21 protein-coding genes are annotated in these 23,583 nt (G+C 67.2%); 12 read left to right on the forward strand and 9 right to left on the reverse strand.

Annotation, left to right across the window (positions count from 1 at the left end; genetic code table 11):
- The first annotated feature begins 99 nt into the window (after positions 1-99).
- From AAFF27_23670 to AAFF27_23715, 10 genes are all read left to right on the forward strand, one after another.
- A complete protein-coding gene (locus AAFF27_23670) occupies positions 100-1,071 on the forward strand; it encodes a LysR family transcriptional regulator (GenBank protein XAH22956.1) in 972 nt (323 codons plus the stop codon).
- Positions 1,072-1,079: 8 nt separating this feature from the next.
- Positions 1,080-1,781 carry a uracil-DNA glycosylase family protein gene (locus AAFF27_23675; protein ID XAH22957.1) on the forward strand — a complete coding sequence of 234 codons (702 nt, stop codon included), beginning with the start codon at positions 1,080-1,082 and terminating at the stop codon, positions 1,779-1,781.
- 145 nt (positions 1,782-1,926) lie between these two features.
- Complete coding sequence (locus AAFF27_23680; GenBank protein XAH22958.1) at positions 1,927-2,697, forward strand: nucleotidyltransferase domain-containing protein; 771 nt, start codon at positions 1,927-1,929, stop codon at positions 2,695-2,697.
- A gap of 79 nt (positions 2,698-2,776) precedes the next feature.
- Positions 2,777-3,757 carry an aliphatic sulfonate ABC transporter substrate-binding protein gene (locus tag AAFF27_23685; GenBank protein XAH22959.1) on the forward strand — a complete coding sequence of 327 codons (981 nt, stop codon included), beginning with the start codon at positions 2,777-2,779 and terminating at the stop codon, positions 3,755-3,757.
- Between the two features lie 142 nt (positions 3,758-3,899).
- Positions 3,900-4,649, forward strand: coding sequence for an ABC transporter permease (locus AAFF27_23690; GenBank protein ID XAH22960.1), 750 nt, complete (start codon positions 3,900-3,902; stop codon positions 4,647-4,649).
- Positions 4,646-5,386: an ABC transporter ATP-binding protein gene (locus AAFF27_23695; protein ID XAH22961.1), complete on the forward strand. Its 741-nt coding sequence runs from the start codon at positions 4,646-4,648 to the stop codon at positions 5,384-5,386. Before AAFF27_23690 ends, AAFF27_23695 begins: the two co-directional genes overlap by 4 nt.
- A gap of 449 nt (positions 5,387-5,835) precedes the next feature.
- Complete coding sequence (locus tag AAFF27_23700) at positions 5,836-6,690, forward strand: peptidoglycan DD-metalloendopeptidase family protein (GenBank protein XAH22962.1); 855 nt, start codon at positions 5,836-5,838, stop codon at positions 6,688-6,690.
- A gap of 34 nt (positions 6,691-6,724) precedes the next feature.
- On the forward strand, positions 6,725-7,585 hold the full coding sequence (locus AAFF27_23705; GenBank protein ID XAH22963.1) for a MurR/RpiR family transcriptional regulator: 861 nt from the start codon (positions 6,725-6,727) through the stop codon (positions 7,583-7,585).
- Between the two features lie 202 nt (positions 7,586-7,787).
- On the forward strand, positions 7,788-9,200 hold the full coding sequence (locus tag AAFF27_23710; GenBank protein ID XAH22964.1) for an MFS transporter: 1,413 nt from the start codon (positions 7,788-7,790) through the stop codon (positions 9,198-9,200).
- Between the two features lie 3 nt (positions 9,201-9,203).
- On the forward strand, positions 9,204-9,872 hold the full coding sequence (locus AAFF27_23715; GenBank protein XAH22965.1) for an aspartate/glutamate racemase family protein: 669 nt from the start codon (positions 9,204-9,206) through the stop codon (positions 9,870-9,872).
- Between the two features lie 427 nt (positions 9,873-10,299).
- Here AAFF27_23715 and AAFF27_23720 read toward each other — a convergent pair whose 3' ends face one another.
- Positions 10,300-11,085, reverse strand: coding sequence for an enoyl-CoA hydratase (locus AAFF27_23720; GenBank protein ID XAH22966.1), 786 nt, complete (start codon positions 11,083-11,085; stop codon positions 10,300-10,302).
- 31 nt (positions 11,086-11,116) lie between these two features.
- The gene (locus AAFF27_23725; GenBank protein XAH22967.1) at positions 11,117-11,938 is read right to left on the reverse strand and encodes a thioesterase family protein; all 822 of its coding nucleotides are present in this window, start codon (positions 11,936-11,938) and stop codon (positions 11,117-11,119) included.
- 184 nt (positions 11,939-12,122) lie between these two features.
- On the opposite strand from AAFF27_23725, the gene AAFF27_23730 reads away from it, so the two are divergent.
- Positions 12,123-13,604: an IS66 family transposase gene (locus AAFF27_23730; protein XAH22968.1), complete on the forward strand. Its 1,482-nt coding sequence runs from the start codon at positions 12,123-12,125 to the stop codon at positions 13,602-13,604.
- 215 nt (positions 13,605-13,819) lie between these two features.
- Here the strand turns inward: AAFF27_23730 and AAFF27_23735 are convergent, their stop codons facing one another.
- From AAFF27_23735 to AAFF27_23765, 7 genes are all read right to left on the reverse strand, one after another.
- On the reverse strand, positions 13,820-15,019 hold the full coding sequence (locus AAFF27_23735) for an acetyl-CoA C-acyltransferase (protein ID XAH22969.1): 1,200 nt from the start codon (positions 15,017-15,019) through the stop codon (positions 13,820-13,822).
- A gap of 10 nt (positions 15,020-15,029) precedes the next feature.
- Positions 15,030-17,429 (reverse strand): 3-hydroxyacyl-CoA dehydrogenase NAD-binding domain-containing protein, encoded by a 2,400-nt coding sequence (locus tag AAFF27_23740; GenBank protein XAH22970.1) that lies wholly within the window; start codon positions 17,427-17,429, stop codon positions 15,030-15,032.
- Between the two features lie 21 nt (positions 17,430-17,450).
- Entirely contained in the window at positions 17,451-17,885 is a 435-nt protein-coding gene (locus AAFF27_23745) for a DUF2147 domain-containing protein (GenBank protein ID XAH22971.1), read from the reverse strand.
- A 20-nt stretch (positions 17,886-17,905) separates the two neighbouring features.
- Positions 17,906-19,702, reverse strand: a complete 1,797-nt coding sequence (locus AAFF27_23750; GenBank protein XAH22972.1) for an acyl-CoA dehydrogenase C-terminal domain-containing protein — start codon at positions 19,700-19,702, stop codon at positions 17,906-17,908.
- 40 nt (positions 19,703-19,742) lie between these two features.
- Positions 19,743-20,420, reverse strand: coding sequence for a TetR/AcrR family transcriptional regulator (locus AAFF27_23755; protein ID XAH22973.1), 678 nt, complete (start codon positions 20,418-20,420; stop codon positions 19,743-19,745).
- Between the two features lie 80 nt (positions 20,421-20,500).
- Positions 20,501-21,553: a bifunctional DNA-binding transcriptional regulator/O6-methylguanine-DNA methyltransferase Ada gene (ada, locus tag AAFF27_23760; protein ID XAH22974.1), complete on the reverse strand. Its 1,053-nt coding sequence runs from the start codon at positions 21,551-21,553 to the stop codon at positions 20,501-20,503.
- 88 nt (positions 21,554-21,641) lie between these two features.
- Positions 21,642-22,367, reverse strand: coding sequence for a 2OG-Fe(II) oxygenase (locus tag AAFF27_23765; protein ID XAH22975.1), 726 nt, complete (start codon positions 22,365-22,367; stop codon positions 21,642-21,644).
- Between the two features lie 149 nt (positions 22,368-22,516).
- Between AAFF27_23765 and AAFF27_23770 the strand changes: the two genes are divergently transcribed.
- Positions 22,517-23,581, forward strand: coding sequence for a malate/lactate/ureidoglycolate dehydrogenase (locus AAFF27_23770; GenBank protein ID XAH22976.1), 1,065 nt, complete (start codon positions 22,517-22,519; stop codon positions 23,579-23,581).
- Positions 23,582-23,583 lie beyond the last annotated feature (2 nt).

Raw genomic sequence — 23,583 nt, forward strand, 5'->3', positions numbered from 1 at the left:
GAGGGGCACTGTAGGCCTGTGGCTTGCAAGTGCATAGACCCTGCTGCCTTGAAGGACTGACAAGTTGCTCTTGCCAATTGGCGGCAAAAATGCGGCTCTATGCCCATCAATGAACTGCGCTCCATCGCCACATTCGCCAAGACCGCCGAGCTTGGCAGCCTGCGCCAGGCCGCCACGGCACAGGGCATCACGCCGCAGGCGGCGAGCCAGGCCTTGGCGCAGCTGGAGCAGCACCTGGGCGTGCGCCTGTTTCACCGCACCACGCGCAGCCTGTCACTCACCGACGATGGCCGGCAGTTCCTGGAGGCCGCGCAGCCAGCGCTGCTGGGCCTGCAGCGCGCGCTGCACATGGCGCGCCATGCCAAGGACGAGATCGCCGGGCCGCTGCGCATCATCGGCCCGCGCTCGGCTTTTGTGCCGGTGCTGTGGTCGGTGCTCGACGAGTTCTGCCGCCTGCACCCCGAGGTGCAGCCCGATGTGCAACTGGACGACCGCATCGGCAACTGGGTAGAGGACCGCGTGGATGTGGGCTTTCGGGTGGGCCCCGCCCCCGCCGATGGCGTGATTGCGCGCAGGCTGTTTCCCATGCAACTCATCATCTGCGCCGCACCGGAGTACCTTGCCCGCCACGGCGCGCCCGATAGCCTCCATGCACTCGCGGCACATCGCTGCAGCGCTTTTCGCCATCCAAGCACCGGCAGGGTGCTGCCCTGGTACGTCAAGGTCGAGGACGGCCGCGTCGAGCACCCCGTGGTCCCGGCCCTGTGCACCAACGATGAGGTGCTGGAGACGGAAGCCGTGCTGGCCGGGCGCGTGATGGGCCTGCTCACGGGCGTCGTCGCGGTGCCGCACATTCGCGCGGGGCGCCTGGTGCCACTGCTGAGCAGGCACACGGATGATCACTCCAGCATCTTTGTGTATTACGGCAGTCGCAACGCGCAGCCCACGCGCGTCAAGGCCTTCATCGACCTGACGGTGCAACGCCTGTTCAACAACGCAGCCTATGTTTTGACCGCCAAGGAATTGCAGGCGGCGGAGGCGAAGGGGCGGAAGTCATACCCACGCCAGTAAGACACGCCATGCCCGCACCCGCCCCGCCACAGCCCCTCACGCCCAGCCAGCTTGCGGCCTTTCGCGCCGAAGCCGAGCACACCAGGGGCATAGACCTGCCCGTCTACGCCGCCCACGGCCGCGACTGGCGCGATCCCCTCTTTGGCCTCGGCCCGGCCAATGCGCCACTCTGCATCTTCGGCCGCGACCCGGGCGGCACGGAGGTGGCCCACGGCCTGCCCTTCATCGGCCGTGGCGGGCAACTGGTGCGCGCGGCATTGCACCGGCAATTGCATGACCCCCAGGCCGGCGCGCCCACTTTCGACGAATCGATTGCGGCCGGTGCTCAGGTGTTCTGGCTCAACACCGTGCCCTACAAACCCGTGGGCAACAAGGCATGGTCCATGGCGGTGAAGCGCCGCTTCCAGCCCCTGGTGGCCGAGCTGCTGATGGGCCGGTGGCACGGCAGCACCGTGCTGGTGCTGGGGCGCGAGGCCTTCTTCTGGTTCGGCATCGGGCAAGACGCCGCAGTGCAGGCCGCACTCGACGCATTCTGGGCGCGAGACGACCGCTATACGGCCACGCTGTCGATTAACTACCGGCACGCTGGGCAGTCACGCGCCCTGACGCTGGCGCCGTTGCCGCACCCCTCGCCGGCCAATGCGGTGTGGTTTGGGCGGTTTGCTGGGTTGATGGATGCGCGGTTGGGGCCACTGCGCTTGTCCCCGTGATCCATGCCCCATAGCTGAGCCCATGCGTTGACGCGCCTCGGTTGATTGGCATTGCGGTGGCAGCTTGCCACTGACGCCACGTCCCTTCGCCGCGCGCTCGAACGCGCGGGGACGCCTCAGCAAGCGGCCCACTATCATCCAAACGATGACACTGCCCAGTCCACCTCTGGCCGCCAAGCTTCTGGAAAAGCACTGCGTCGCCCTCGCACAAGCCCTGGCATGGATACCGAGCATTGTCGAGCCTGCCGCCATCGTTGCCACGGGCAGCATCATTCGCGGAAACCCCGGGCCATCCAGCGACCTCGATCTGGTCGTCCTGCACGACCAGCCGTGGCGCAGGCGGGTGCAGCGCTGGTTCAACGACACGCCGGTCGAGATTTTCTTCAACTCGGAGCAGTGGCTGAAGCATTCCATCCAAACCGAGGCCGCCACGGGGCGCCCGGTCATGGCCCACATGTTGGCAACGGGCACGCTGTTGCAGGACGACGCCGGCCGCATGGAAGCCTTACAAGACCTTTCCCGGAACCTGCTGGAACGCGGGCCGAACCTTACTCACGAAGCACTGCAGAGACACCGTTACGCGGCCGCCACCCAGGTCGAGGATGCCCTGGACTTCGGCGATATCGACAATCCCGATGCCCGCCGCCTGCGCGCCGTGGCGGTGGAAGGGCTCTTGCAGTACGAGTATCTGCGCCGCAACACGCACCTGCCCCGTCCCAAGGAGCGGCTCGCCTTGCTGTCGCAGTCCGCGCCCGATCTTGCTGGCCTGCTTGCAAGCGCCCTGTATGCAGCCACCGCTGAGCCCGCAGCGGCCGCGCTGCAAAAAGCCGCTGAGCAGGTTCTGGGCACCGCCGGCTTCTTTGAATGGGACTCGGGCCCGGACCACTCGGAACCGGATGGCCGGCACGCCTCATAAACAAGCTCGTTTTTTGTCTTTGCGTCGAGGGCGCACGCCTCCAATACTGCGACTCCTTCCACCTCGACGCCGGACCACCATGCAACGCCGCACCCTGCTCACCGCCAGCGCCGCCGCCCTCGCCGCGGCACCCTTCGCCCGGGCGGCCGAGCCGCTGAAGGAACTGCGGCTCGACTACGCCTACTACTCGCCCACCAGCCTGGTGCTGCGGCGCTTCGGCTGGCTGGAGGAAGCCTTCGCCCAGGACAAGGTGCCGGTGAAATGGGTGCTGAGCGCGGGCAGCAACCGCGCCCTCGAATACCTCAACGCGGGCAGCATAGACATCGGCTCGTCGGCCGGCCTGGCTGCCTTGCTGGCCAAGGCCAACGGCAATCCGATCCGCGCGCCCTACATCTTCTCGCGCCCCGAGTGGACCGCGCTGGTGGTGCGCAAGGATTCACCGATCCAGTCGCTCAAGGACATCAAGGGCAAGAAGATCGCGGCAACCAAGGGGACCGACCCCTTCCTGTTTCTGCTGCGCGCATTGCCGGTGGCGGGCCTGAAGCGCTCTGACGTAGAGATCGTCTCGCTGCAGCATGCCGATGGCCGGGCCGCGCTGGAGCAGGGCCGCGTCGACGCCTGGGCCGGGCTCGACCCGCTGATGGCGGCCAGCGAGCTCGACGCCGGATCACGCCTCATCTACCGCAACGTGGCCTTCAATACCTACGGCTTCCTCAACGTGCGCGAAGACTTCCAGACGGCACACCCGGATGCGCTGCGTCGCGTCATCAACGCCTATGAACGCGCCCGCAAATGGACCCAGGCCAACACCACCGAGGCCGCAAAGATCCTGGCTGAAGAGGCCAAGGTCAGCCTGCAGGTCGCGCTGTTGCAGCTCAAGCTGCGCACCGATCTGAGCAACCCGCAGCCTTCGCAAGAACACATCGCAGCGCTGCAAGCCGCCGCGCCCATCCTGCTGAGCGAAGGCCTGGTCAAGCCCGGCACCAACCTCGGCAAGACCGTGACCGATCTGGTCGATACGCGCTTCGCCCGCGACCTGATCGCCGCGGCCAACGCCTGAGGCGCGGCAAGCGCTGCGACGCATGGCCGCTGATCCTCGACAACTGCCCGGCTTGAGCCGGGCCAGCCCCCTTTCCACAACGCCGACCGCGCCTGCAACACGCCCAAAGCCAAGGTCGCGATGGGCCACGGCAGGCCTGGGCTTGCTGCTGCCCGTAGTCCTGCTCGTGGTGTGGGAGCTGGCCGTGCGGTTTGGCTGGATCAGCTCGCGCCTGCTGCCCGCGCCCAGCGAGATCGGCCAGACCATCCTGGCCTTTGGCCCGCAAGGCCTGGCCACGCATGTGCTGGCCAGCACGGCCAGGGTGCTGGCGGGCTTTGCCATTGGTACCGCGCTGGCGCTGACTATTGGCGCGCTGGTAGGCCTTTCGCGTCTCGGCGAAGCCCTGCTTGACCCCAGCTTTCAGGCCCTGCGCGCCATACCGTCGCTGGCCTGGGTACCGCTGCTGCTGCTGTGGCTGGGCATTGACGAGGCGCCCAAGCTCACGCTGATCGCCATCGGCGCCTTCTTTCCGGTCTACATGGGCGTGGCGTCTGGTTTTCGCGATGTAGACCGCAAGCTGGTCGAGGTCGCGCGCATGTACCGCCTGCGCGGCCCGGCCCTGGTGTGGCGGGTGCTGCTGCCGGCCGCCCTGCCCTCGGTGCTGACGGGGCTGCGCAATGGCCTCAGCCTGGCCTGGATGTTCATGGTGGCCGCCGAGCTGATTGCCGCCACCAACGGCCTGGGCTATCTGCTCACCGATGGCCGCGAGACCGGCCGCGCCGACATCGTCCTGGGCGCGATCGTGCTGCTGGCGCTGCTGGGCAAACTCACCGACACCGGCATGCAGCGACTGGAGCGGTATCTGCTGTCGTGGCGCGATACCTTCGACAGCGCCGCCAGAGGTGCCCGGTGAGCCGCGCCCCGCTGCTGCAAGTCGATGTGCGCCGCAAGGCCTTCGAAGGCCTGCCGGTGCTGCAGGACCTGCGCCTGGAGCTGGCCGAGGGAGAAATCGTCGGCCTGGTCGGCGCCAGCGGCTGCGGCAAGAGCACGCTGCTGCGCATTGCCGCCGGGCTGGATACCGACTACCAGGGCGCGGTGCGCCTGGATGGCGTGGAGCAGCGCGACATCCACCGCGACATTGGCTTCATCTTCCAGGAGCCGCGCCTGTTCCCCTGGTTGACGGTGGCCGAGAACGTGGGCTTCGACCTGGGACGCGCCGGCCGCCGCCACCCGCAGGTCAAGGAGCTGCTGGCCGAGGTAGGCCTGGCCGACTTCGGCGAACGCCTGCCCAAGCAGCTCTCCGGCGGCCAGGCGCAGCGCGTGGCGATCGCCCGCAGCCTGTTCGGCCACCCACGCCTGCTGCTGCTCGACGAGCCCTTTTCGGCCGTCGACGCCTTCACCCGCATCCGCCTGCAAGAGATGCTGGCCGGCATCGCCCAGCGCCATGGCGTGACGCTGCTGCTGGTGACCCACGACGTGGAAGAGGCAGTGGTTCTGTGCGACCGCGTGCTGGTACTGGAAGCCCGCGCCGGCGCGCCTCTGCGCGAGATCCCGGTGCCGCTGGCACGGCCACGCCTGCGCGAAGCCGACGATGTGGGCGAGCTGCGCCGCCAGGTGCTGGCGAGCCTGCATGCGGCGCATGCGTTTTGAGCGGGTTCGTCTGGGCGCGGGGCGGGCGCTGCATGGTCACGCTGTCGATCCGCTACCGCCACGTGAGAGGTGACTGCGGGTTGGATGGGCGTTGACGGATGGCGGGGTTGCTGCGAAAGAAGTCCTTCGAGTAGACAAACAAAACGAAGCCGATCGCCACGTAAGCAGCGGCATGGAGCGGCGACGCCATCACTCAAAAATCATTCGCTCGCAATCGCAAGAACGGCCATGACGGTCAAGTTCTTTGAGACTCCTCAGGCACATTCAAAGCAGATCTCACGATCCAGTTCGTTGAACTTCTGCGATCAGTCTCACTCGGCCCGCCGCCAAAGTCCGCCAACCAACCCCGGCATCCAGCCCGCAAGCCAAGCGTCTTGGCCTAGGATGCCGCATATGGATCGATCCGCTCCTGCTGCATCGCCACCACCTCCTCCGCCAAATCCCGCCCCATGCCCCACTCATCCCTCCGCCGCGCCACCCTGCTAGCCACCACCGCATGGCTGCTAGCCCCCGCAGCCCAGGCCGTGGCGGCAGCGCCCGAAGATGACTGGCCCCGCAACGCCCAAGTCCCCGGCGGCATCGCCCGCCTCTCGCTCGGCCCCGCTGCCACCCGACCAGTGGCCCGCAGCGGCGACGTGCCGGTGCTGGTGCTCGGCGACGCCATCGAGTGGACGGCGCTGGTGGGCATTCCGCTGGCGGCGCAGCCGGGTGAGGCGGAGATCTTGGTGACTGCCGCGCAGGGCAGCGCGCCACGGCGCGTGGGCTACCGCATTGCGCCCAAGCGCTATGTGGAGCAGCGGCTGCAGGTGGCGCCGGGCACGGTGGATCTATCTCCTGCCAACCAGGCGCGCTACGAGCGCGAGCGCGATCACCTGGCCACCGTGATGGCGACCTTTACCGAGCCGCTGCCGCAGGCCCTGCGCATGCAGGTGCCGGTGCCGGGCCGGCGCTCCAGCTCTTTTGGGCTGCGCCGCGTGTTCAACGGCCAGGCGCGCAATCCGCACAGCGGCATGGACATCGCAGCGCCCACGGGCACGCCGGTGCGTGCGCCGCTGGCGGGCCGGGTGATCGATACGGGCGACTATTTCTTCAACGGCAACACGGTCTGGCTGGACCACGGCGGCGGGCTGCTGAGCATGGTCTGCCATCTGAGCGCCATCAACGTGAAGCCCGGCGACCAAGTGCAGGCCGGCGACCGTTATTGCGCGGTGGGCGCCACCGGCCGCGTGACCGGGCCGCACCTGCACTGGTCGGTGATGCTGAACCGGGCCATGGTGGACCCGGCCTTATTCATTGCGGCTTGATGGCTTCTGGCTTTAACCTGAATCACCTTCCACCGTGACCACTGCCCCGCCCCGCTCCTTTGTTGGCCAGGTGCGCCAGCTGCTGCACACGCTGCCGCCCACCGAGCGCAAGCTGGGCACGTTTGTGCTGGACTTTCCTGGTGATCTGGCGACCTACAGCGCGTCTGAATTGGCGGCGCTGGTGGGGGTGTCGAACGCGACGGTGACGCGCTTCATCCAGCGGCTGGGCTATGCCCATTACGAAGACGCGCGGCGCCAGGCCCGGGAAGAGCGCGGTGCCGGCTCGCCGCTGTTTCTGTCGTCTGCGCCGGGCGGCGGCGCGGCCGATGGCTCGGTGGCCTCGCACATCCAGCAGGCGCAGGACAACATCAGCGCCACCTTCCACCAGATCCCGGCCGAGCTGATCGACGAGATCGCCCAGGCCATGGTGCAGGCGCGCCGCGTGTGCTTTCTGGGCTACCGCAACAACCGCCATTTCGCGGCCTATCTGCGCTGGCAGTTGGTGCAATTGCTGGAGCACACCCAGGCCATCCCCGGCCCGGGCGAGACCCTGGGCGAGTACGCGGTGGACCTGGGCGAGAAAGACTTGCTGGTGGTGTTTGCGCTGCGCCGTAGCGTGCCGGCGGCGGCGCAGTTTGCGGCGCAGGCCGCGCGCGCGGGCACCAAGGTGCTTTACGTCACCGATCATTTCTCCAAGGCCGCCGCGCCCACCGTGGCGCCGCACTGGCTGCTGCGCTGCCACACGCAGGCGCCCGGCCCGCTGGACAACCACACCGCCGTGATGCTGCTGTGCCACCTGCTGGCCAGCCGCGTCATGCACCACGCTGGCGCCAAGGGCCGGCGCCGCATGGCCAGCATCGAGGCGCAGCACGACGCCTTGCAAGAGCTGCGCTAGGGACCGCCGCCCGGCGGAACTACAAAATAGATAGCTAGTAGCCCAGGAAGGACAAGGGCTAGAGGCCTTTTTCGCTTAAATTTTCTCGGTATTAAAAATATTTACCAAAAAGCATTGGTATGAAAAATGCTTTTCACTCCAGCCGCAGGCGGCGTGCTGCCGACTGCCCGCCGCCCTTCTTTCTTGATGCAAAGGATCCCCCATGGCTGGAGGCACCGTGATTTCCTCGTCCGCCCCGCAGACCGCGCAGATGCAGCAGCTGGAGACCGCGCTGGAGCGCATCGGCGTGACGCGCTCGCACAAGAGCATCATTTTTCTGGTGGTGTGCGGCGTGCTGTTTGATGTGTTCGAGCAGAACGCGGTGGGCCTGGTGGCCCCGCTGCTGCGGCAGCAATGGGGCTTGAGCGCGACCGACATCGGCCTGCTCAACACCATCACCTTCATTGCGGCGGCCACGGGGCGCCTGCTGTCGGGCTACTTTGCCGACCGCAAGGGCCGGCGCTTCATGCTCAACGTGAACCTGGCGCTGTTCACGCTGGGTGCCATTGGCTGCGCGCTGGCGCCCAACTACGCCGTGCTGGCCATAGCGCGCGCGGTGGTGGGCATTGGGCTGGGCGGCGAGATCACCACGGCGGTGACCATGCTGGCGGAATTTTGCTCGGCGCGTTTTCGCGGCACGGCGGTGGGCCTGATCAATGTTGGCGGCGGCGGGCTGGGCAACATGCTGGCGCCGGCCTTTGCGCTGGGCGTGTTCGCCGTGTTTCCCGGCGACAACGCCTGGCGCTGGATGTTTGCCTGCCTGGTGCTGCCGGCGGTGTTCATCGTCTTCTACCGGCGCTATGTGCCAGAGACGCCGCGCTACCTGCTGTCGCAGGGGCGTGTGGACGAGGCCAACCAGGTGCTGTCGATGCTGGCCTCCGGGCAACTGGCCAATGGCCGCTTTGCAACGCATCCCTACATCACGGCCGGCGCCGAGCAGGCCGCGCCGGCGGCAGCGGTGTCGCTGGCCGATATCTTTCGCAACGGCTACGCGCGGCGCACGGTGGCCGTGGGCGTGGCCTCGTGGATGACCTTTGGCGCGCAGTTGTCGGTGCTGACGCTGATGCCCACCATCCTGGTGGCGCAGGGCTACTCGATCACCAAGAGCTTTGCCTTCACCATCGTCATGCAAAGCGGCAGCCTGCTGGGGGCGATTGCGGCGTCCAGCCTGGGCTACTACCTGCCGCGCAAGCGCGTGCTGACGGTGGGCGCCATCGCCGCCTGCCTGGCCGGGCTGGCGTTTGGCAACTTCACCTCCAGCGTGGCGCTGGTGCTGTGCTTTGGCGCGCTGTTCCAGTTTTGCGTGCTGCTGCTCAACACCTCGATCTGGATTTTTGCGCCCGAGCTGTATCCCACGCGCATTCGCGGCCTGGGCACCTCATTTCTGCTGGCGCTGGGCACGGTGGGCGGCGCGCTGTCGCAACTGCTTGCAGCCAAGCTGTTTGACCTGCACGGCGTGGCCGGCATGTTCAGCATGATCGCGGCCATGTACGTGGTGTTTGCCGTGGCCATACGCTTCGCGCCAGAGACCTTCGGCCAATCGATAGAAGCCGGTGCGGCCAGCCCCCAGCCGTAAGCCATGCCCGTTGTACTGCTGATCAACCCCAACACCTCGCTCGACAGCACGGCCATGATGGCGCGCCTGCTGCAACAGGCGCTGCCCGCAGGCGTGGAACTGCGCTGCGCCACCGCCGCACACGGCGTGCCCATGATCACCACCGAGGCCGAACTGGCCGCCGCCGCCGCCGAGGTGCTGCGCCTGGGCCTGGCGCAAGCCCACACGGTGGATGCCATCGTCATCGCCGCCTTTGGCAACCCCGGCATAGAGGCGCTGCGCGCGGGCGTGGCGGTGCCGGTGATAGGCCTGGGCGAGGCATCGATGCAGGAGGCCGCCGCAGGCGGGCGCCGCTTTGGCGTGGCCACGACCACACCGGGGCTGGCGGATTCCATCGCACATTCAGCCGCGCAACTGGGCTTGGGCGCGCTGTTTACCGGCACCCGCATCCCGGCGGCGGTCGACCCGCTGGCGCTGGCGGCCAACCCGGCATTGCAAGAGGCCTGCCTGGCCCAGGCCGTGCAGGCCTGCATGGCCGATGGCGCCGGCGCCGTGGTGATAGGCGGCGGCCCGCTGGCCGAGGCGGCAGAGCGGCTGGGCCCGCGCTTTGCGGTGCCGGTGATTTCGGCTGTAGCAGCCGCGGGGCGCGCGGCTGCTGCGCTGTTTACAGCCATCCCGTTCAAGGTCTTGTGATTTGCTCGGTGGTTCTTGTGTCCTGCTGACGGCGGGAGCCGAACAGCCGCCCCCACCCCAGCCCTCCCCCAGCGGGGGAGGGAGCAATGCAAAAGGCCGAGCGCAGCGATGGCCCGACTGGCTATCCCGGGCCCCCTCTGTGGCGTCGAGGAGCGCAGGAGTCGGCAGGTTGCCCGTAGCGCAGCGAAGGGACGGCGAGGACTGTTTGAGCGACCGCAGGGAGCGAGTTCCGCAGCCGCCTGCCGACTCTGAGCACCGGAGAGCAGTCCGCGCAGCGGACCGCCACAGTGGGGTCGCCCTTTCTTTGGTGACTTTCTTTCGGCGAAACGAAAGAAAGTTACTCGCCCGCCGGGGCGAACTCCCGGCACCCGCAGCCCGCAAGGCACCCAGCGCAGGGATACCTCAAAGACCCTGAAAAAGATGCTTTTTACAGCTGGGAAAAGTCCGGCCGCCGCTTGCCCATGAACGCACTGAAGGCTTCCTTCGCCGCCGGCTCGCGCAGCATGCGGCCAAAGATCGCACCTTCGTCATCCAACTGCTTGGACACCAGCGCGGCCTGGCCCTTCTTCATCAGGCGCTTGGTTTCCACCAGCGAAGACAGCGGCTTGGCCGCAAGCTTCTTGGCCTGTGCCTGGGCGATGCCATTGGCCTCGGTCGGCGGCACCACGCGGTTGACCAGGCCCACCTCCAGCGCGGCCTCGGCAAAGAAGGGCTCGCCCAGCAGCAGCGCCTCGGCCGCGCGGTGGTAGCCAAACATCTGCGGCAGCAGCAGGCTGGAGCCGCCCTCGGCGCACACGCCCAGGTTCACAAAGGGCAGCGAGAAGGCTGCGTTGTCACCGGCGTAGACCAGGTCGCAGTGCAGCAGCATGGTGGTGCCAATGCCCACGGCCGGCCCGCAGACGGCGGCCACCAGCGGCTTGGAGAATTCGGCAATGGCATGCAGGAAGCGGAAGGCCGGCGATGCCGCACTGCCGGCCGCGCTCTGTGCCGCGCCATCGGCCGTTGCCAGGAAGTCGCCCAGGTCATTGCCCGCGCTGAAGATGGCCGGGTCGCCCTGCAGCACGACCACGCGCACGGCAGCATCGGCGTCGGCCGCCAGCAGCGCGTCGGCCAGCGTGGTGTACATGGCGTTGGTGATGGAATTCTTCTTGTCCAGGCGGTTGAAGGTCAGCGTGGTCACGCCGGCTTCGGTGTGGATCAGGATGTCGCTCATGGGGTCTCCTCTTGGGGCAAATCGGTCGAGTCTATTGCTTGAAATAAACCACCTGGTGGCTGGTGGCCAGCATGGTGCCGGCCTCATTCCAGAGCTGCGCGTTCTGGTCGAAGAAGCCATTGCGAAACTCCTGCGCGCGCGCCTGGCCCAGCAGGTAGCCGGAGCCGGTCTGCGCCAGCTCAGCCGCGCCGGCATGGAAATAGGTGGTGATGGACACCGTGCCCGCCGGCACCTGCGTGGCGCGGCGCAGCCACACGCGCGGAAAGAACACATCGGAAATGGCCGCAAGCGAGCAGAAGTCCAGCGCGCGCGGCTCGGCGTCGCGCATCCAGAGCTGCGACACGCTGTCTTCGCCCTGCCCATCCCAGCGCTGCGGCACCGGGCCGCGCACCGGCCGCATCTCGTAGCGCCGCACCCACTCCACAACGGAACCCAGCGTGATCGGCTCCACCGCAGCCGGCGCGGGCACGGCGGGCATGGGCATGTCGCTCAGGCTCCAGGTGTCGCGCCGCGCGGCGGTCACGACCGTGGCGGTGGTGGCGACCACCGGCTGGCCGTCGTCGCCCGGTTGGGTCTGGGTGATGGTCCAGTGCTGGGTCGAGCGGTTGGTACGCACCGGCCGTGCCTCGATCTCGAACGGCGCAGCCGTGAGCGCGCCCGCGTAGTTCACGGTCAGCGACAGCGGCGTGCCCAGCAGATCGGGGTGGCGCAGCACGGCCTGCAACAGCGTGGCCGCCGTGCTGCCGCCAAACGGGCCGACCATGTTCCAGTAGGCCGCGCTGGGCGTGCCACGCCAGCGGTGCTCGCCAACGGCTTGCAACTGCAGGGCTTCGTCGAGGGGATGAGTGCTCATAGGGGCAAGTGTGCTGCGCTCGCAGGCTGCGAGCAGTCATATGGGGGACGCCGCGCCTGCAGCCGGCATAAGACTACAAAATTCATAGCTACATGCCCAGGCTACACCTGGGTTAGAGGCACTTTTTACTCAAATTCCCCGTAACTACTCAGGTCCCCGGATTCGCTAATAGACAATAGCGGCAATGCCCAGCCACCCGAGCCAGCCCGACCTCCCAGCGTTGCCCGATCTCAGCACGCTGAGCCACGCGCAGAAGGACGAACTGATCAGGATGCTGTGGCCGCTGCTGGGGCAGGTGCAATCGCTCACCGCCCAGCTCGCAGTGATGCAAGCGCGCATCACCGAGCTCGAAGCCCGGCTGGCCCTCAACAGCCGCAACTCCAGCAAGCCGCCCTCCAGCGATGGCCTGGCCAAACCCGCCCCGAAGTCCCTGCGCCCCAGCGGCCAGCGCCCTCTAGGCGGCCAGAAGGGCCACGGCGGCCACACGCTGCGCCAGAGCGCCGAAGTCGACCAGGTCATCACCCACCAGAGTGCCCCCCGCTGCAACGCCTGCCAGGAGTTGCTGGCCCAGCACGAGGTCATCGCCCAGCGCCAGGTCTTCGAACTCCCGGCGCTGCGCGCCCAGGTCATCGAACACCAACTGATCCGCTCCACCTGCCGCTGCGGGGCCGTGCACCAAGGCAGCTTCCCCGAGGGCATCAGCGCTCCCACGCAATACGGCCCCCGGGCCAAGGCCCTGGCCGTGCATTTGAACCAGCACCACCTGGTGCCCCTGCAGCGCACCTGCGAGCTCCTGCGCGACGCCTTTGGCCTGCCCCTGTCCCAAGCCAGCGTGCTGGCCTTCTGCCACCAGGCGGCCCAGACCCTGGCGCCCACGGTAGCGGCCATCGGGCAGGCCGTACAAGGCGCCCCCGTTGTGCACGCCGATGAGACCGGTATCCGGGTCAAGGGCACCCTGGCCTGGTTGCACTGCGCCGTCACGGCCTCGCTGACGTGGCTGGGGCTGCATGCCAAGCGTGGCAGCGCAGCCTTCGAAGCCCTGGGCATCCTGCCCGGCGTGCGGGGCACGCTGGTGCACGACGGGCTGGCCAGCTACAAGGGGCTGGACTGCACGCACAGCCTGTGCAATGCGCACCACCTGCGGGAGCTGACCTTCGTGCACGAGCAGATGGGCGAGAGGATCTGGGATGGCTGGGCGCGCGAGATGATGGAGCTGCTGCTGCAGGCGCAGCGCGAGGTGGCGCAAGCAGACTCACCACTTCCGCTGGAGCGCCAGGCCTGGTTCGAAGCGCAGTGGGAACAGTTGCTGCAGCGCGGGGAGCGGCTGCACCCGGAGGTCTTGCCCTCGGGGGCGCCCCGCAACAGACAGGGCCGCCACCAGCAGAGCAAGGCGTTCAATCTGCTCAAGCGCCTGCGCGTGCACCGCCGCGAGGTCTGGCGCTTCATGACCGATGCGGACGTGCCTTTTACCAACAACCTGGCCGAGCAGGCCCTGCGCATGTCCAAGGTCCGACAGAAGGTCTCGGGCTGCTTTCGCACGCGGGAGGGGGCCGATACCTTCTTTACCCTGCGCTCCTATCTGGCCACTATGCGCAAGCAGCGCGCCTGCCTCTTTGACTGCCTCATCAGTGTCTTCTCGGGGAACACCAGGCAGCCTGTGCTGTAGGGGCGATGCTGTTCGGTTGCCTGCGCTCGCCCTGCACCGTTCGGCGGGCCTGCCGCTGTACGTAGGCCCCAGGCTTCGACCACCTCTGCCCTCAGGGGGCTGAGTAGTTACGATATTCAATGCGCCATGCCGCATACAAGCGCACGGCCCAAAACCCGGGACGCCGCAAGCCCGGCTCTGCCGGCCCACCAGCGTCGCGCCCTTGCAGGGGGTCATCACACGCGCTCGAAGATGCCGGCGGCGCCTTGGCCCATGCCCACGCACATCGTGACCATGCCGTACTTCAGCTGCTTGCGTCGCAGCGCATGCACCACGGTCGCCGCGCGGATCGCGCCGGTGGCGCCCAGCGGGTGGCCCAGCGCAATCGCACCGCCCATGGGGTTGACCTTGGCCGGGTCCAGGCCCAGCGTGTTGACCACGGCCAGCGACTGCGCGGCAAAGGCCTCGTTCAGCTCGAACCAGTCGATGTCCTGGTGCTTCAGGCCGGCGTAGCGCAGCGCGGCCGGGATGGCCTCGATCGGGCCTATGCCCATGATGGCCGGCGGCACGCCCTTGCTGGCAAAGCTCACAAAGCGCGCCAGCGGCGTCAGGCCAAAACGCTGCACCGCCGCGCCGCTGGCCAGCACCAGCACGCCGGCGCCGTCGGAGGTCTGCGAGCTGTTGCCCGCCGTGACCGTGCCGCGCGCGGCAAACACGGTGCGCAGCTTGGCCAGGCCTTCGAGACTGGTGTCGGGGCGCGCGCCTTCGTCCAGGTTCACGGTGCGGGCCTTGCTGCTGACCTCGCCTGTTTCCAGGTTGGGCGTGCGCTCGGTCACCTCGATTGGCGTGATCTCGTCGGCAAACTCGCCGGCCGCCTGCGCTGCCAATGCGCGCTGGTGCGACTGCAGCGCGAAGGCGTCTTGTGCCTCGCGCGAGACCTTCCACTGCTGCGCCACCTTCTCGGCGGTAAGCCCCATGCCGTAGGCAATGCCCACGTTGCCATCGCGCTCGAAGATGCTGGGCGAGAGCGAGGGCGCATTGCCCATCATGGGCACCATGCTCATGCTCTCGACGCCGGCGGCAATCATGACCTCGGCCTCGCCCACGCGAATGCGGTCGGCCGCCATCTGCACCGCAGACAGGCCCGAGGCGCAAAAGCGATTCACGGTGATGCCGCCCACACTGGTTGGCAGCCCCGCCAGCACCGCCGCGATGCGCGCCACATTCAGGCCCTGCTGCGCCTCAGGGATGGCGCAGCCGCAGACGATGTCTTCGATGGCCGCCGGGTCCAGCCCCGGCACCTGCGCCAGCGCCGCTTTGAGCGTGGTCGCCAGCAGGTCGTCCGGCCGAGTGTTGCGGAAAAAGCCGCGGTGCGATTTGCCAATCGGCGTGCGGGTGGCGGCGACGATGTAGGCGTCTTGTACTTGTTTGCTCATGTCCGTTCCTTCAATTGCGCACGGGCTTACCTGTAGAGAGCATCCCCATGATCCGCTCCTGCGTCTTGGGGTGCACGATCAGCGAGCAGAAGGCCTTGCGCTCCAGCGCCATCAGGTACTCCTCGGTCACCAGCGTGCCGGCGTCTACGTCGCCACCGCAGACCACATGGGCGATCAGGCTGGCGATGTGGAAGTCGTGCGCGCTGATGAAGCCGCCGTCGCGCATGTTGACCAACTGGCCCTTGATGGTGGCCACGCCGCTGCGGCCGGCGACGCGGAAGGGGCGGCGCAACGGTGCGCGCCAGCCGGCTTCAGCCATGGCCCGGGCTTCGTTCAGGGCCACGTAGAGCAGCTCGTCCTTGTGCGGCACGACGATGTCGCTGTCCAGCAGGTAGCCCAGCTTGCGCGATTCCAGCGCGCTGGTGCCAACCTTGGCCATGGCCGCGGCCGTGAAGCCTTCGGTGAGGAAGGGCAGGAGATCGCTGCCGGTAGAGGCCGCCGCGTTCTCGGCCGCACGGCGGGCGATGTAGGTCAGGCCGCCGGCACCCGGCACCAGGCCCACGCCGACCTCGACCAGGCCGATGTAGCTCTCCATGGCCGCCACGCGCCGGCTGGAATACACCGCCAACTCGCAGCCACCACCCAGCGCCATGCCACGCACCGCCGCCACCACCGGCACGCCGGCGTAGCGGATCTTCAGCATGGTGTTCTGCAACTCTTGCTCTGCGCCCTCAATGGCGTCGACACCGGCAACGACAAAGGCCGGCAGCATGGCCTGCAGATCAGCGCCGACCGAGAACATCTCGTCCGGCGACCAGATCACCAAGGCCTGGTACTCCTTCTCGGCCAGCTCCACCGCGGCGCTCAGCGCCTCGGCCACATCGGGGCTGATGGCGTGCATCTTGGAATGGATGCTGGCGATCAGCACCTGGCCGTCCAGCGTCCACACGCGCACGTCGCCTTCGTCGCTGATCGTCGTGCCGGCCTGGGCGACCGTGGGCGCGCCGCTGCCGCGCACCGTCTCCGGGAACAGCTGGCGCGCCTGCACCGGCAGCCGGCGAGGCGGCACAAATTTGTTCAGCGATGGGCTCCACGAGCCTTCGGGCGTGTGCACGCCACCGGCCTGGGCCACCGGGCCTTCGAACACCCACTTGGGCAGCGGCGCTTTCGACAGCGCCTCGCCCTTGTCGATGTCGTCCTGCACCATCTTGGCCACGTCGAGCCAGCCGGCTTCCTGCCATAGCTCGAACGGGCCTTGCTGCATGCCAAAGCCCCAGCGCATGGCCAGGTCCACATCGCGCGCGCTCTCGGCGATGTCGCCCAGGTGCACGGCGGCGTAGTGAAAGCTGTCGCGCAGGATGGCCCAGAGGAACTTGCCCTGCGCACCTTCGCTGTTGCGCAGCAGCTTCAGGCGCTCGGCTGCGGGCTTCTTGAGCATGCGGCCGTAGACCTCGTCGGCCTTGGCGCCGGCGGGCACGTAGTCGCCCGTCTGCAGATCAAAACGCAGGATGTCGCGGCCCACTTTCTTGAAAAAGCCGGCCTTGGTTTTCTGGCCCAGGTTCTTCAGCTCCAGCAGCTTGGCCAGCACCGGCGGCGTGGCGAAGTTGGCGTAGAACGGGTCGCTCTTCTCGTCCAGGTTGTCCTGCAGTGTTTTGACCACATGGGCCATGGTGTCCAGGCCCACCACGTCGGCGGTGCGGAAGGTGCCGCTGCTGGCGCGGCCCAGCTTCTTGCCGGTAAGGTCGTCCACCACGTCGGGCGTGAGGCCGTACTTATCCACCTCTTTCAGCGTCGCCAGCATGCCGGCGATGCCGACCCGGTTGGCGATGAAGTTGGGCGTGTCCTTGGCGCGCACCACGCCCTTGCCCAGGGCGCGGGTGACAAAGGTTTCCAGGTCATCGAGCACCGGCGCATCGGTGCTGGGCGTGGCGATCAGCTCCACCAGGAACATGTAGCGCGGCGGGTTGAAGAAGTGGATGCCGCAGAAGCGGTGCCGCAGCGCCTCGGGCACCGCCTCGCTCAGCTTGGTGATCGACAGGCCGGATGTGTTGGAAGCCAGGATGGCATGCGGCGCCACGTGCGACGCGATCTTCTTGTAGAGGTCGAGCTTCCAGTCCATGCGCTCGGCGATGGCCTCGATCACCAGATCGCATTCGCCCAGCTTGGCCAGGTCGTCATCGTAGTTGGCCTGCTCGATCAGCGCGGCGTCTTCAGGCACGCCCAGCGGTGCGGGCTTTTGCTTCTTGAGGTTGTCGATGGCGCGGCTGACGATGCCGTTCTTGGGGCCTTCCTTGGCCGCTAGATCGAACAGCACCACTGGCACCCGCACGTTGACGAGGTGTGCCGCAATCTGCGCCCCCATCACGCCGGCGCCGAGCACGGCGACTTTCTTTACTTGGAATCGGGACATGGCGAATTCTTCTAGAAAGGGTTACTGCACGCGCGACCAAGTCTGGGTGCGCCAGAACGGGCCTAGATAGCCACGCACTTCGAGCTTGGCGCCGCCATCGACAGGCGTAAAGCTGGCGCGGTATTCCTTGCCGTTCTCGGGGTCGATGATCTTGCCGCCCTCCCACAGGTCCTTGCCATCGGCCTTCTTGCCGCCACGGATGATCTCCAGGCCCAGCATGGGCTGGTCCTTGCGGTCGTCGGTGCACTGGGTGCAGCGCTCGGCCTGGTCTACGCCCTTGCGCAGCAGCTTGTCGACGCGGCCGCTGAGTGCGCCGGCCTGATCGGCAATGACAATCTCTGACTTCGGGTCGCCGGTCTTTTCATCAAAGGTGCGCCAGGTTCCCACCGGCGTGACCTGTGCAGTGGCCAGGCCCGCGAACGCGCCCAGCAGCATGGCGGCAATGGTGTTCTTCATCTTTGTCTCCTTGTGAAGGTTCAGGCAAAAACGGCGTCGGTATCCATCAGCGATGCAGCGCCGGCGCGCGCCGTGCGCATCAGCGAAGCGGTCTCGGGGAACAGCTTGGCGAAGTAGAAGCGCGCGGTCTGCAGCTTGGCCTGGTAGAACGGATCGGTGTCGCCCTCGGCGATCTTGCGCAGCGCCACCTGGGCCATGCGTGCAAAGAAGTAGCCAAACACCAGATGGCCGGCCACGCGCAGGTAGTCCACCGCAGCGGCGCCCACCTCGTCCGGGTTCTGCGAGCCCTTGAAGCCGATCTCGGTGGTGAACTTGGTCATCTGGTCGCCCAGGTAGGCGATGGGGTTGATGAACTCGGCCATCTTCTCGTTCACGCCTTCTTCTTCCACCAGCTTGGCCACCAGCTTGCCAAACTTGCGCAGCGAGGCGCCGTTGTTGCCCAGCACCTTGCGGCCCAGCAAGTCCAGCGACTGGATGGTGTTGGTGCCCTCATAAATCATGTTGATGCGCGCGTCGCGCACAAACTGCTCCATGCCCCATTCGTGGATGTAGCCGTGGCCGCCGAACACCTGCTGGCACTGCGTGGTCGCGGTCCAGGCGTTGTCGGTGATGAAGGCCTTGACGATGGGCGTGAGCAAGGCCACCAGCTCAGCGCTGTCCTTGCGCACTTTCTCATCCGGATGGTGCAGCTCCTTGTCGATCAGCAGCGCGCAATAAGTGGCCATGGCGCGGCCGCCTTCGGCGTAGGCCTTGGCGGTGAGCAGCATCTTGCGCACGTCGGGGTGCACGATGATCGGGTCGGCCGGCTTGTCCTTGGCCTTGGGGCCCGACAGGCTGCGCATCTGGATGCGGTCTTTGGCATAGGCCAGCGCGTTCTGGTAGGCCACCTCGGTCAGGCCCAGCGACTGGTTGCCCACACCCAGGCGCGCCGCATTCATCATCACGAACATGGCCTGCAGGCCCTTGTTGGGCTGGCCCACCAGGGTGCCGATGGCGCCGTCGATCACGATCTGCGCCGTGGCATTGCCGTGGATGCCCATCTTGTGCTCCAGGCCGCCGCAAAAGATCGGGTTGCGCTCGCCCAGCGAGCCATCGGCCTTGATCTTGAACTTGGGCACGACGAACAGGCTGATGCCCTTGCTGCCCGCAGGCGCATCCGGCAGGCGCGCCAGCACCAGGTGCACGATGTTCTGGGTGAAATCGTGCTCGCCCGCGCTGATGAAGATCTTGTTGCCGGTGATCTGGTACGTGCCATCAGGCAACGGCTCGGCCTTGGTGCGCAGCAGGCCCAGGTCGGTGCCGCAGTGCGGCTCGGTCAGGCACATGGTGCCGGTCCATTCGCCGCTGGTGAGCTTGGGCAGGTAGAGCTTTTTCTGCTCGTCCGTGCCATGCGCATGCAAGGCCTCGTAGGCGCCGTGCGACAGGCCCGGGTACATGGTCCAGGCCTGGTTGGCCGAGTTCAGCATTTCATAGAAGCACTGGTTCACGACAAAGGGCAGGCCCTGGCCGCCGTAGGCCGTGTCGCAAGACAGTGCCGCCCAGCCGCCTTCCACATACTTGGCGTAGGCCTCCTTGAAGCCCTTGGGCGTGGTGACCTCGTGCGTGGCCTTGTCCAGCGTGCAGCCCTGCTCGTCGCCGCTCAGGTTCAGCGGGAAGGTGACCTCGGAGGCGAACTTGCCGCCCTCTTCCAGCACCGCGTTGAGCGTGTCGGCATCGACATCGGCATGCGGCGGCAGCGCCTTGAACTCTTCAGTGACGTTGAGCACTTCGTGCAGGATGAACTGCATGTCGCGCAGCGGAGGGGCGTAGAGGGGCATGTTGTCTCCTTGAACGGATGGGGGATAAAAACGAAAAGGATCAGGACGCCAGCGCGGCCGGGTTGCCGTAGCGCTGCAGGATGTTGTCAAAGCCCACATGGGCCCGCGCCAGCGAGCGCGGCGAGCGCAGAAAGCGCGCCTCGTAGTGCAGCGCGAGGATCAGGCCGTGGATCTCATAGACCATCTGCTCTTCATCGGCATCGGCACGCAGATGGCCCGCCTCCTTGGCCTGGGTCAGCGTGCGGGACAAGGCCTGCAGCCAGGTGCTGACCGAGCCGGCCAGCGCGTCGCGCACCGGGCCGGGCCGGTCGTCGAACTCGGCCGCGCCGCTGATGTAGAGGCAGCCTGAATCGATCTCGGCCGAGGTGCGCTTCATCCAGTTGGCAAACAGCGCACGCAGGCGCGGCAAGCCGCGCGGCGCCTGCAGCGCGGGGTAGAACACCTCGGCCTCGAAGCGCGTGTGGTACTCGTGCACCACCGAGATCTGCAGCTCTTCACGCGAGCCAAAGTGCGCGAACACGCCGGACTTGCTCATCTGCGTGACCTCGGCCAGCGCACCTATGGACAGCCCCTCCAGCCCGATCTGCGTGGCCAGCCCCAAGGCGGCATCGACGATGACGGCCTTGGTCTGCTGCCCCTTTTGCGAGGCGCGGCCATCCCGTGGGCTGTCGCGGCCAGTGCGGCGCGCGCCCTTGGGCGGCATGGAAGTCACGGTCATGGGATCTGCAATATAAAACGAACGATCGTGCTATTTTGCAGCAAATCCGGGAAACGGCAAGTGCCGCGTAGCGACCAGGATCAGGTCGCGGCTTCTCTTTCCAGCAACTGACGTTTGCGCTCTACCCCCCAGCGGTAGCCCGACAACTGCCCATCGCTGCGCACCACGCGGTGGCAGGGAATGGCCACCGCCAGCTTGTTGGCGCCACAGGCCTGGGCCACTGCACGCACCGAGGTCGGCGCACCAATGCGCGCAGCGATCTCGGCGTAGCTGGCGGTGCGGCCCGCCGGTATCTCGCGCAGCGCCTGCCACACCCGCTGCTGGAAGGCCGTGCCGCGCAGGTCCAGCGGCAAATCCAGCCCCAGCGCCGGCAGCTCGATCAGCCCCACCACCTGGGCCACCAGTTGCTCGAAGGCCGCATCGCCGCCGATCAGCTCGGCCTGGGGAAACAAATCCTGCAGCTCGCGCGCCAGCGCGTCTGGGTCATCGCCCAGCAGGATGGCGCAGACACCGCGCTGGCTGCGCGCCACCAGGATCGCCCCCAGCGAGCACTGCCCCACGGCAAAGCGAATGGCGGCATTGGTGCCGCCGGCGCGGTAGTCGCTGGGCGTCATGCCCAGCACACGGTCGGCCGACTCGTAGAAGCGGCTGCTGGACTGAAAGCCGGCGTCATAGATCGCATCGGTGACTGAGGCGCTGCGGCCCAGTTGCGTGCGCAGCTTCTGCGCCCGGTGCGCGTCGGCATAGGCTTTGGGCGTCAAGCCGGTCACGGACTTGAACACGCGGTGAAAGTGGAAAGGGCTCATGCCGGCTGCCTGCGCCAGCGCGTTCAGCGTCGGCAGCGCCTCTGCTCCCTCGATGCGGCGACAGGCCGCCGCAACGGTTGCCGCGTGCTGGGCGGCGAGCGCCGTCTGGTCGGCCGCGGCCCGGCGGCTGGGCCGGTAGCCGGCGGCCTCAGCGGCGGCGGGCGTGTCGAAGAACTCGACGTTCTCCGGGCGCGGCAGGCGCGAAGGGCTGCTCGGGCGGCAGTAGACGCCGGTGGTTTTGACGGCATAGACAAACTGCGTGTCCGCCGCCGCATCACGCGCCAACACGCACGCCCAGCGCGGGTCAATTTCAGTAGTGCTTGTCATGCACGTTCCCCTTGGATGTGGACAGGAGCCGACTGTAGAAGTCCTGTTCTGCGTGGGCACTCCGGCTCTTGCGATTGAATTCGGATTCTCACAAGGCATCGTGAAAGATGATGCCTAGCGTATGCCGCCGCCCCGCACGCACGCGGCTCACGCCGTGGCGCATGTTCACCCGGTAGCTGCCACGCGTGCCCTGCACCGGCCGCTGGTGCACGGCAAACACCACGGCATCGCCCTGGCGCAGCGGCACCACCTCGGCACGCGACTGCATGCGCGGGCGCTGCTCGGTCAGCACAAACTCCCCACCCGAAAAATCCCGCCCCGGCTCAGACAACAAAATGGCCACCTGCAGCGGAAACACATATTCGCCATACAGGTCCTGGTGCAGGCAGTTGTAGTCGCCCTCGCCGTACTCCAGCATCAGCGGCGTGGGGCGCAACTGGCCTGCTGCATGGCAGCGCTCGATGAACTCCACATGCACCGCGGGATAGCGCGGCGCCAGGTCCATGACGCTGTTCCAGCGATTGGCAACCGCCACCAAGGGCGGGTAAAGCGCCGCGCGCAAATCCGCGACCAACGGCGGCAGCGGGTAGTTGAAATACTGGTACTCACCACGACCAAAGCCGTGCCGCTCCATCACGACGCGGCTGCGGTAGAGCGCGCGTTGCGGATAGAGCCCCGCCAACGCAACGCACTCGGCCGGTGTGAGCAACTGCGGCAGGCAGGCGCAGCCAAACTCATCCAGCTCCATCTCTACCCGCCCCCAGTCGACGGCGTGCACGCGCTGCGTGATGTCATGGTGGGCGGGCATGTGCATCGAAAAAATCCTCTGAATACGGCGATGGCGCAGTCTCCAAGCTTCGGCGACAGAGCGCACTCCGGGACTTGCGCTTGAATTCAGCGCAGAGAATCAGGAACGCTTCGGCCACCAGAATGGCCAGAGCACGACACACACCAAGGAGATTTATGGAAAAAGTGCTTGAAGCCCAGGTACTACAAGGGCATATAGCTACTATTTTGGTAGCGAATGGCAGCACACGGCAAGAAGCCAATGCCGTCGCTGCCAACCTGGTGCTGGCCAACCTCAGCGGCCACGATTCGCACGGCGTGGGCATGCTGCCGCGCTACGTCGAGGCCACGCGCGAAGGCGGCCTGCAGCCCAACGCAGCGGTCGCCGTAAAACTTGATACCGGCGCCATGCTGGCGCTAGACGGCCAGCGCGGCTTTGGCCAGATCGTGGGTGCCGAGGCCATGGCGCTGGGCATCGCGCGCGCCAAGACGCACGGCAGTTGCATCCTGTCGCTGGCCAATGCCCACCACCTGGGCCGCATCGGCCATTTCGCCGAGATGGCCACGGCCGAAGGCCTGGTGTCGCTGCACTTCGTCAACGTGCTGTCGCGCCCGGTGGTGGCGCCCTGGGGCGGCGGCGACGGGCGCTTTGGCACCAACCCCTGCTGTATCGGCGTGCCGCTGCCGGGCGAGGCGCCCTTCATCCTCGACTTCGCCACCAGCCGCGTGGCCCAGGGCAAGATGCGCGTGGCCCACAACAAGGGCGAGCGCGTGCCGCCGGGCTACCTGATCGACGCGCAAGGCGCCCCCACGGACGACCCGGCCGTGGTGGTCGTGCCGCAAGCAGACGGCCTGTTCGGCGCCCTGATGACCTTCGGCGAGCACAAGGGCTACGGCCTGGCCGTGGCCTGCGAGTTGCTGGGCGGCGCCCTTACCGGCAGCGGCACCTGGCACCGCCCGACCGACGCCTCGCGCGCGGTGGTCAACGGCATGCTCACGGTGCTGATCGACCCGCAAAAACTGGGCACCGCCGACAGCTTCGCAACCGAGTCCCGCGCCTTCATAGACTGGCTGCGCCAAAGCCCCGGCACGCTGGGCGAGCCCGGCGTGCAGATCGCCGGCGAGCCAGAGCGCGCCTACCGGCGGCAGCGCAGCCGCGACGGCATTGCGGTGGATGCGCAGACCTGGGAGCAGATCGTGCGCGCGGGCAGGGAGCTGGGGGTGGAGATCGGCGCAGCCTGAGC

Source organism: Xylophilus sp. GW821-FHT01B05 (assembly GCA_038961845.1).
GTDB lineage: Bacteria > Pseudomonadota > Gammaproteobacteria > Burkholderiales > Burkholderiaceae_C > Xylophilus.

Excerpts from the sequence above, each read along its gene's own strand:
- AAFF27_23670 (XAH22956.1), top strand. The coding sequence starts at position 100 with ATGCCCATCAATGAACTGCGCTCCATCGCCACATTCGCCAAGACCGCC.
- AAFF27_23675 (XAH22957.1), top strand. The coding sequence starts at position 1,080 with ATGCCCGCACCCGCCCCGCCACAGCCCCTCACGCCCAGCCAGCTTGCG.
- AAFF27_23680 (XAH22958.1), top strand. The coding sequence starts at position 1,927 with ATGACACTGCCCAGTCCACCTCTGGCCGCCAAGCTTCTGGAAAAGCAC.
- AAFF27_23685 (XAH22959.1), top strand. The coding sequence starts at position 2,777 with ATGCAACGCCGCACCCTGCTCACCGCCAGCGCCGCCGCCCTCGCCGCG.
- AAFF27_23700 (XAH22962.1), top strand. The coding sequence starts at position 5,836 with ATGCCCCACTCATCCCTCCGCCGCGCCACCCTGCTAGCCACCACCGCA.
- AAFF27_23710 (XAH22964.1), top strand. The coding sequence starts at position 7,788 with ATGGCTGGAGGCACCGTGATTTCCTCGTCCGCCCCGCAGACCGCGCAG.
- AAFF27_23715 (XAH22965.1), top strand. The coding sequence starts at position 9,204 with ATGCCCGTTGTACTGCTGATCAACCCCAACACCTCGCTCGACAGCACG.
- AAFF27_23720 (XAH22966.1), bottom strand. The coding sequence starts at position 11,085 with ATGAGCGACATCCTGATCCACACCGAAGCCGGCGTGACCACGCTGACC.
- AAFF27_23725 (XAH22967.1), bottom strand. The coding sequence starts at position 11,938 with ATGAGCACTCATCCCCTCGACGAAGCCCTGCAGTTGCAAGCCGTTGGC.
- AAFF27_23730 (XAH22968.1), top strand. The coding sequence starts at position 12,123 with ATGCCCAGCCACCCGAGCCAGCCCGACCTCCCAGCGTTGCCCGATCTC.
- AAFF27_23735 (XAH22969.1), bottom strand. The coding sequence starts at position 15,019 with ATGAGCAAACAAGTACAAGACGCCTACATCGTCGCCGCCACCCGCACG.
- AAFF27_23740 (XAH22970.1), bottom strand. The coding sequence starts at position 17,429 with ATGTCCCGATTCCAAGTAAAGAAAGTCGCCGTGCTCGGCGCCGGCGTG.
- AAFF27_23745 (XAH22971.1), bottom strand. The coding sequence starts at position 17,885 with ATGAAGAACACCATTGCCGCCATGCTGCTGGGCGCGTTCGCGGGCCTG.
- AAFF27_23750 (XAH22972.1), bottom strand. The coding sequence starts at position 19,702 with ATGCCCCTCTACGCCCCTCCGCTGCGCGACATGCAGTTCATCCTGCAC.
- AAFF27_23755 (XAH22973.1), bottom strand. The coding sequence starts at position 20,420 with ATGACCGTGACTTCCATGCCGCCCAAGGGCGCGCGCCGCACTGGCCGC.
- ada (XAH22974.1), bottom strand. The coding sequence starts at position 21,553 with ATGACAAGCACTACTGAAATTGACCCGCGCTGGGCGTGCGTGTTGGCG.
- AAFF27_23765 (XAH22975.1), bottom strand. The coding sequence starts at position 22,367 with ATGCACATGCCCGCCCACCATGACATCACGCAGCGCGTGCACGCCGTC.
- AAFF27_23770 (XAH22976.1), top strand. The coding sequence starts at position 22,517 with ATGGAAAAAGTGCTTGAAGCCCAGGTACTACAAGGGCATATAGCTACT.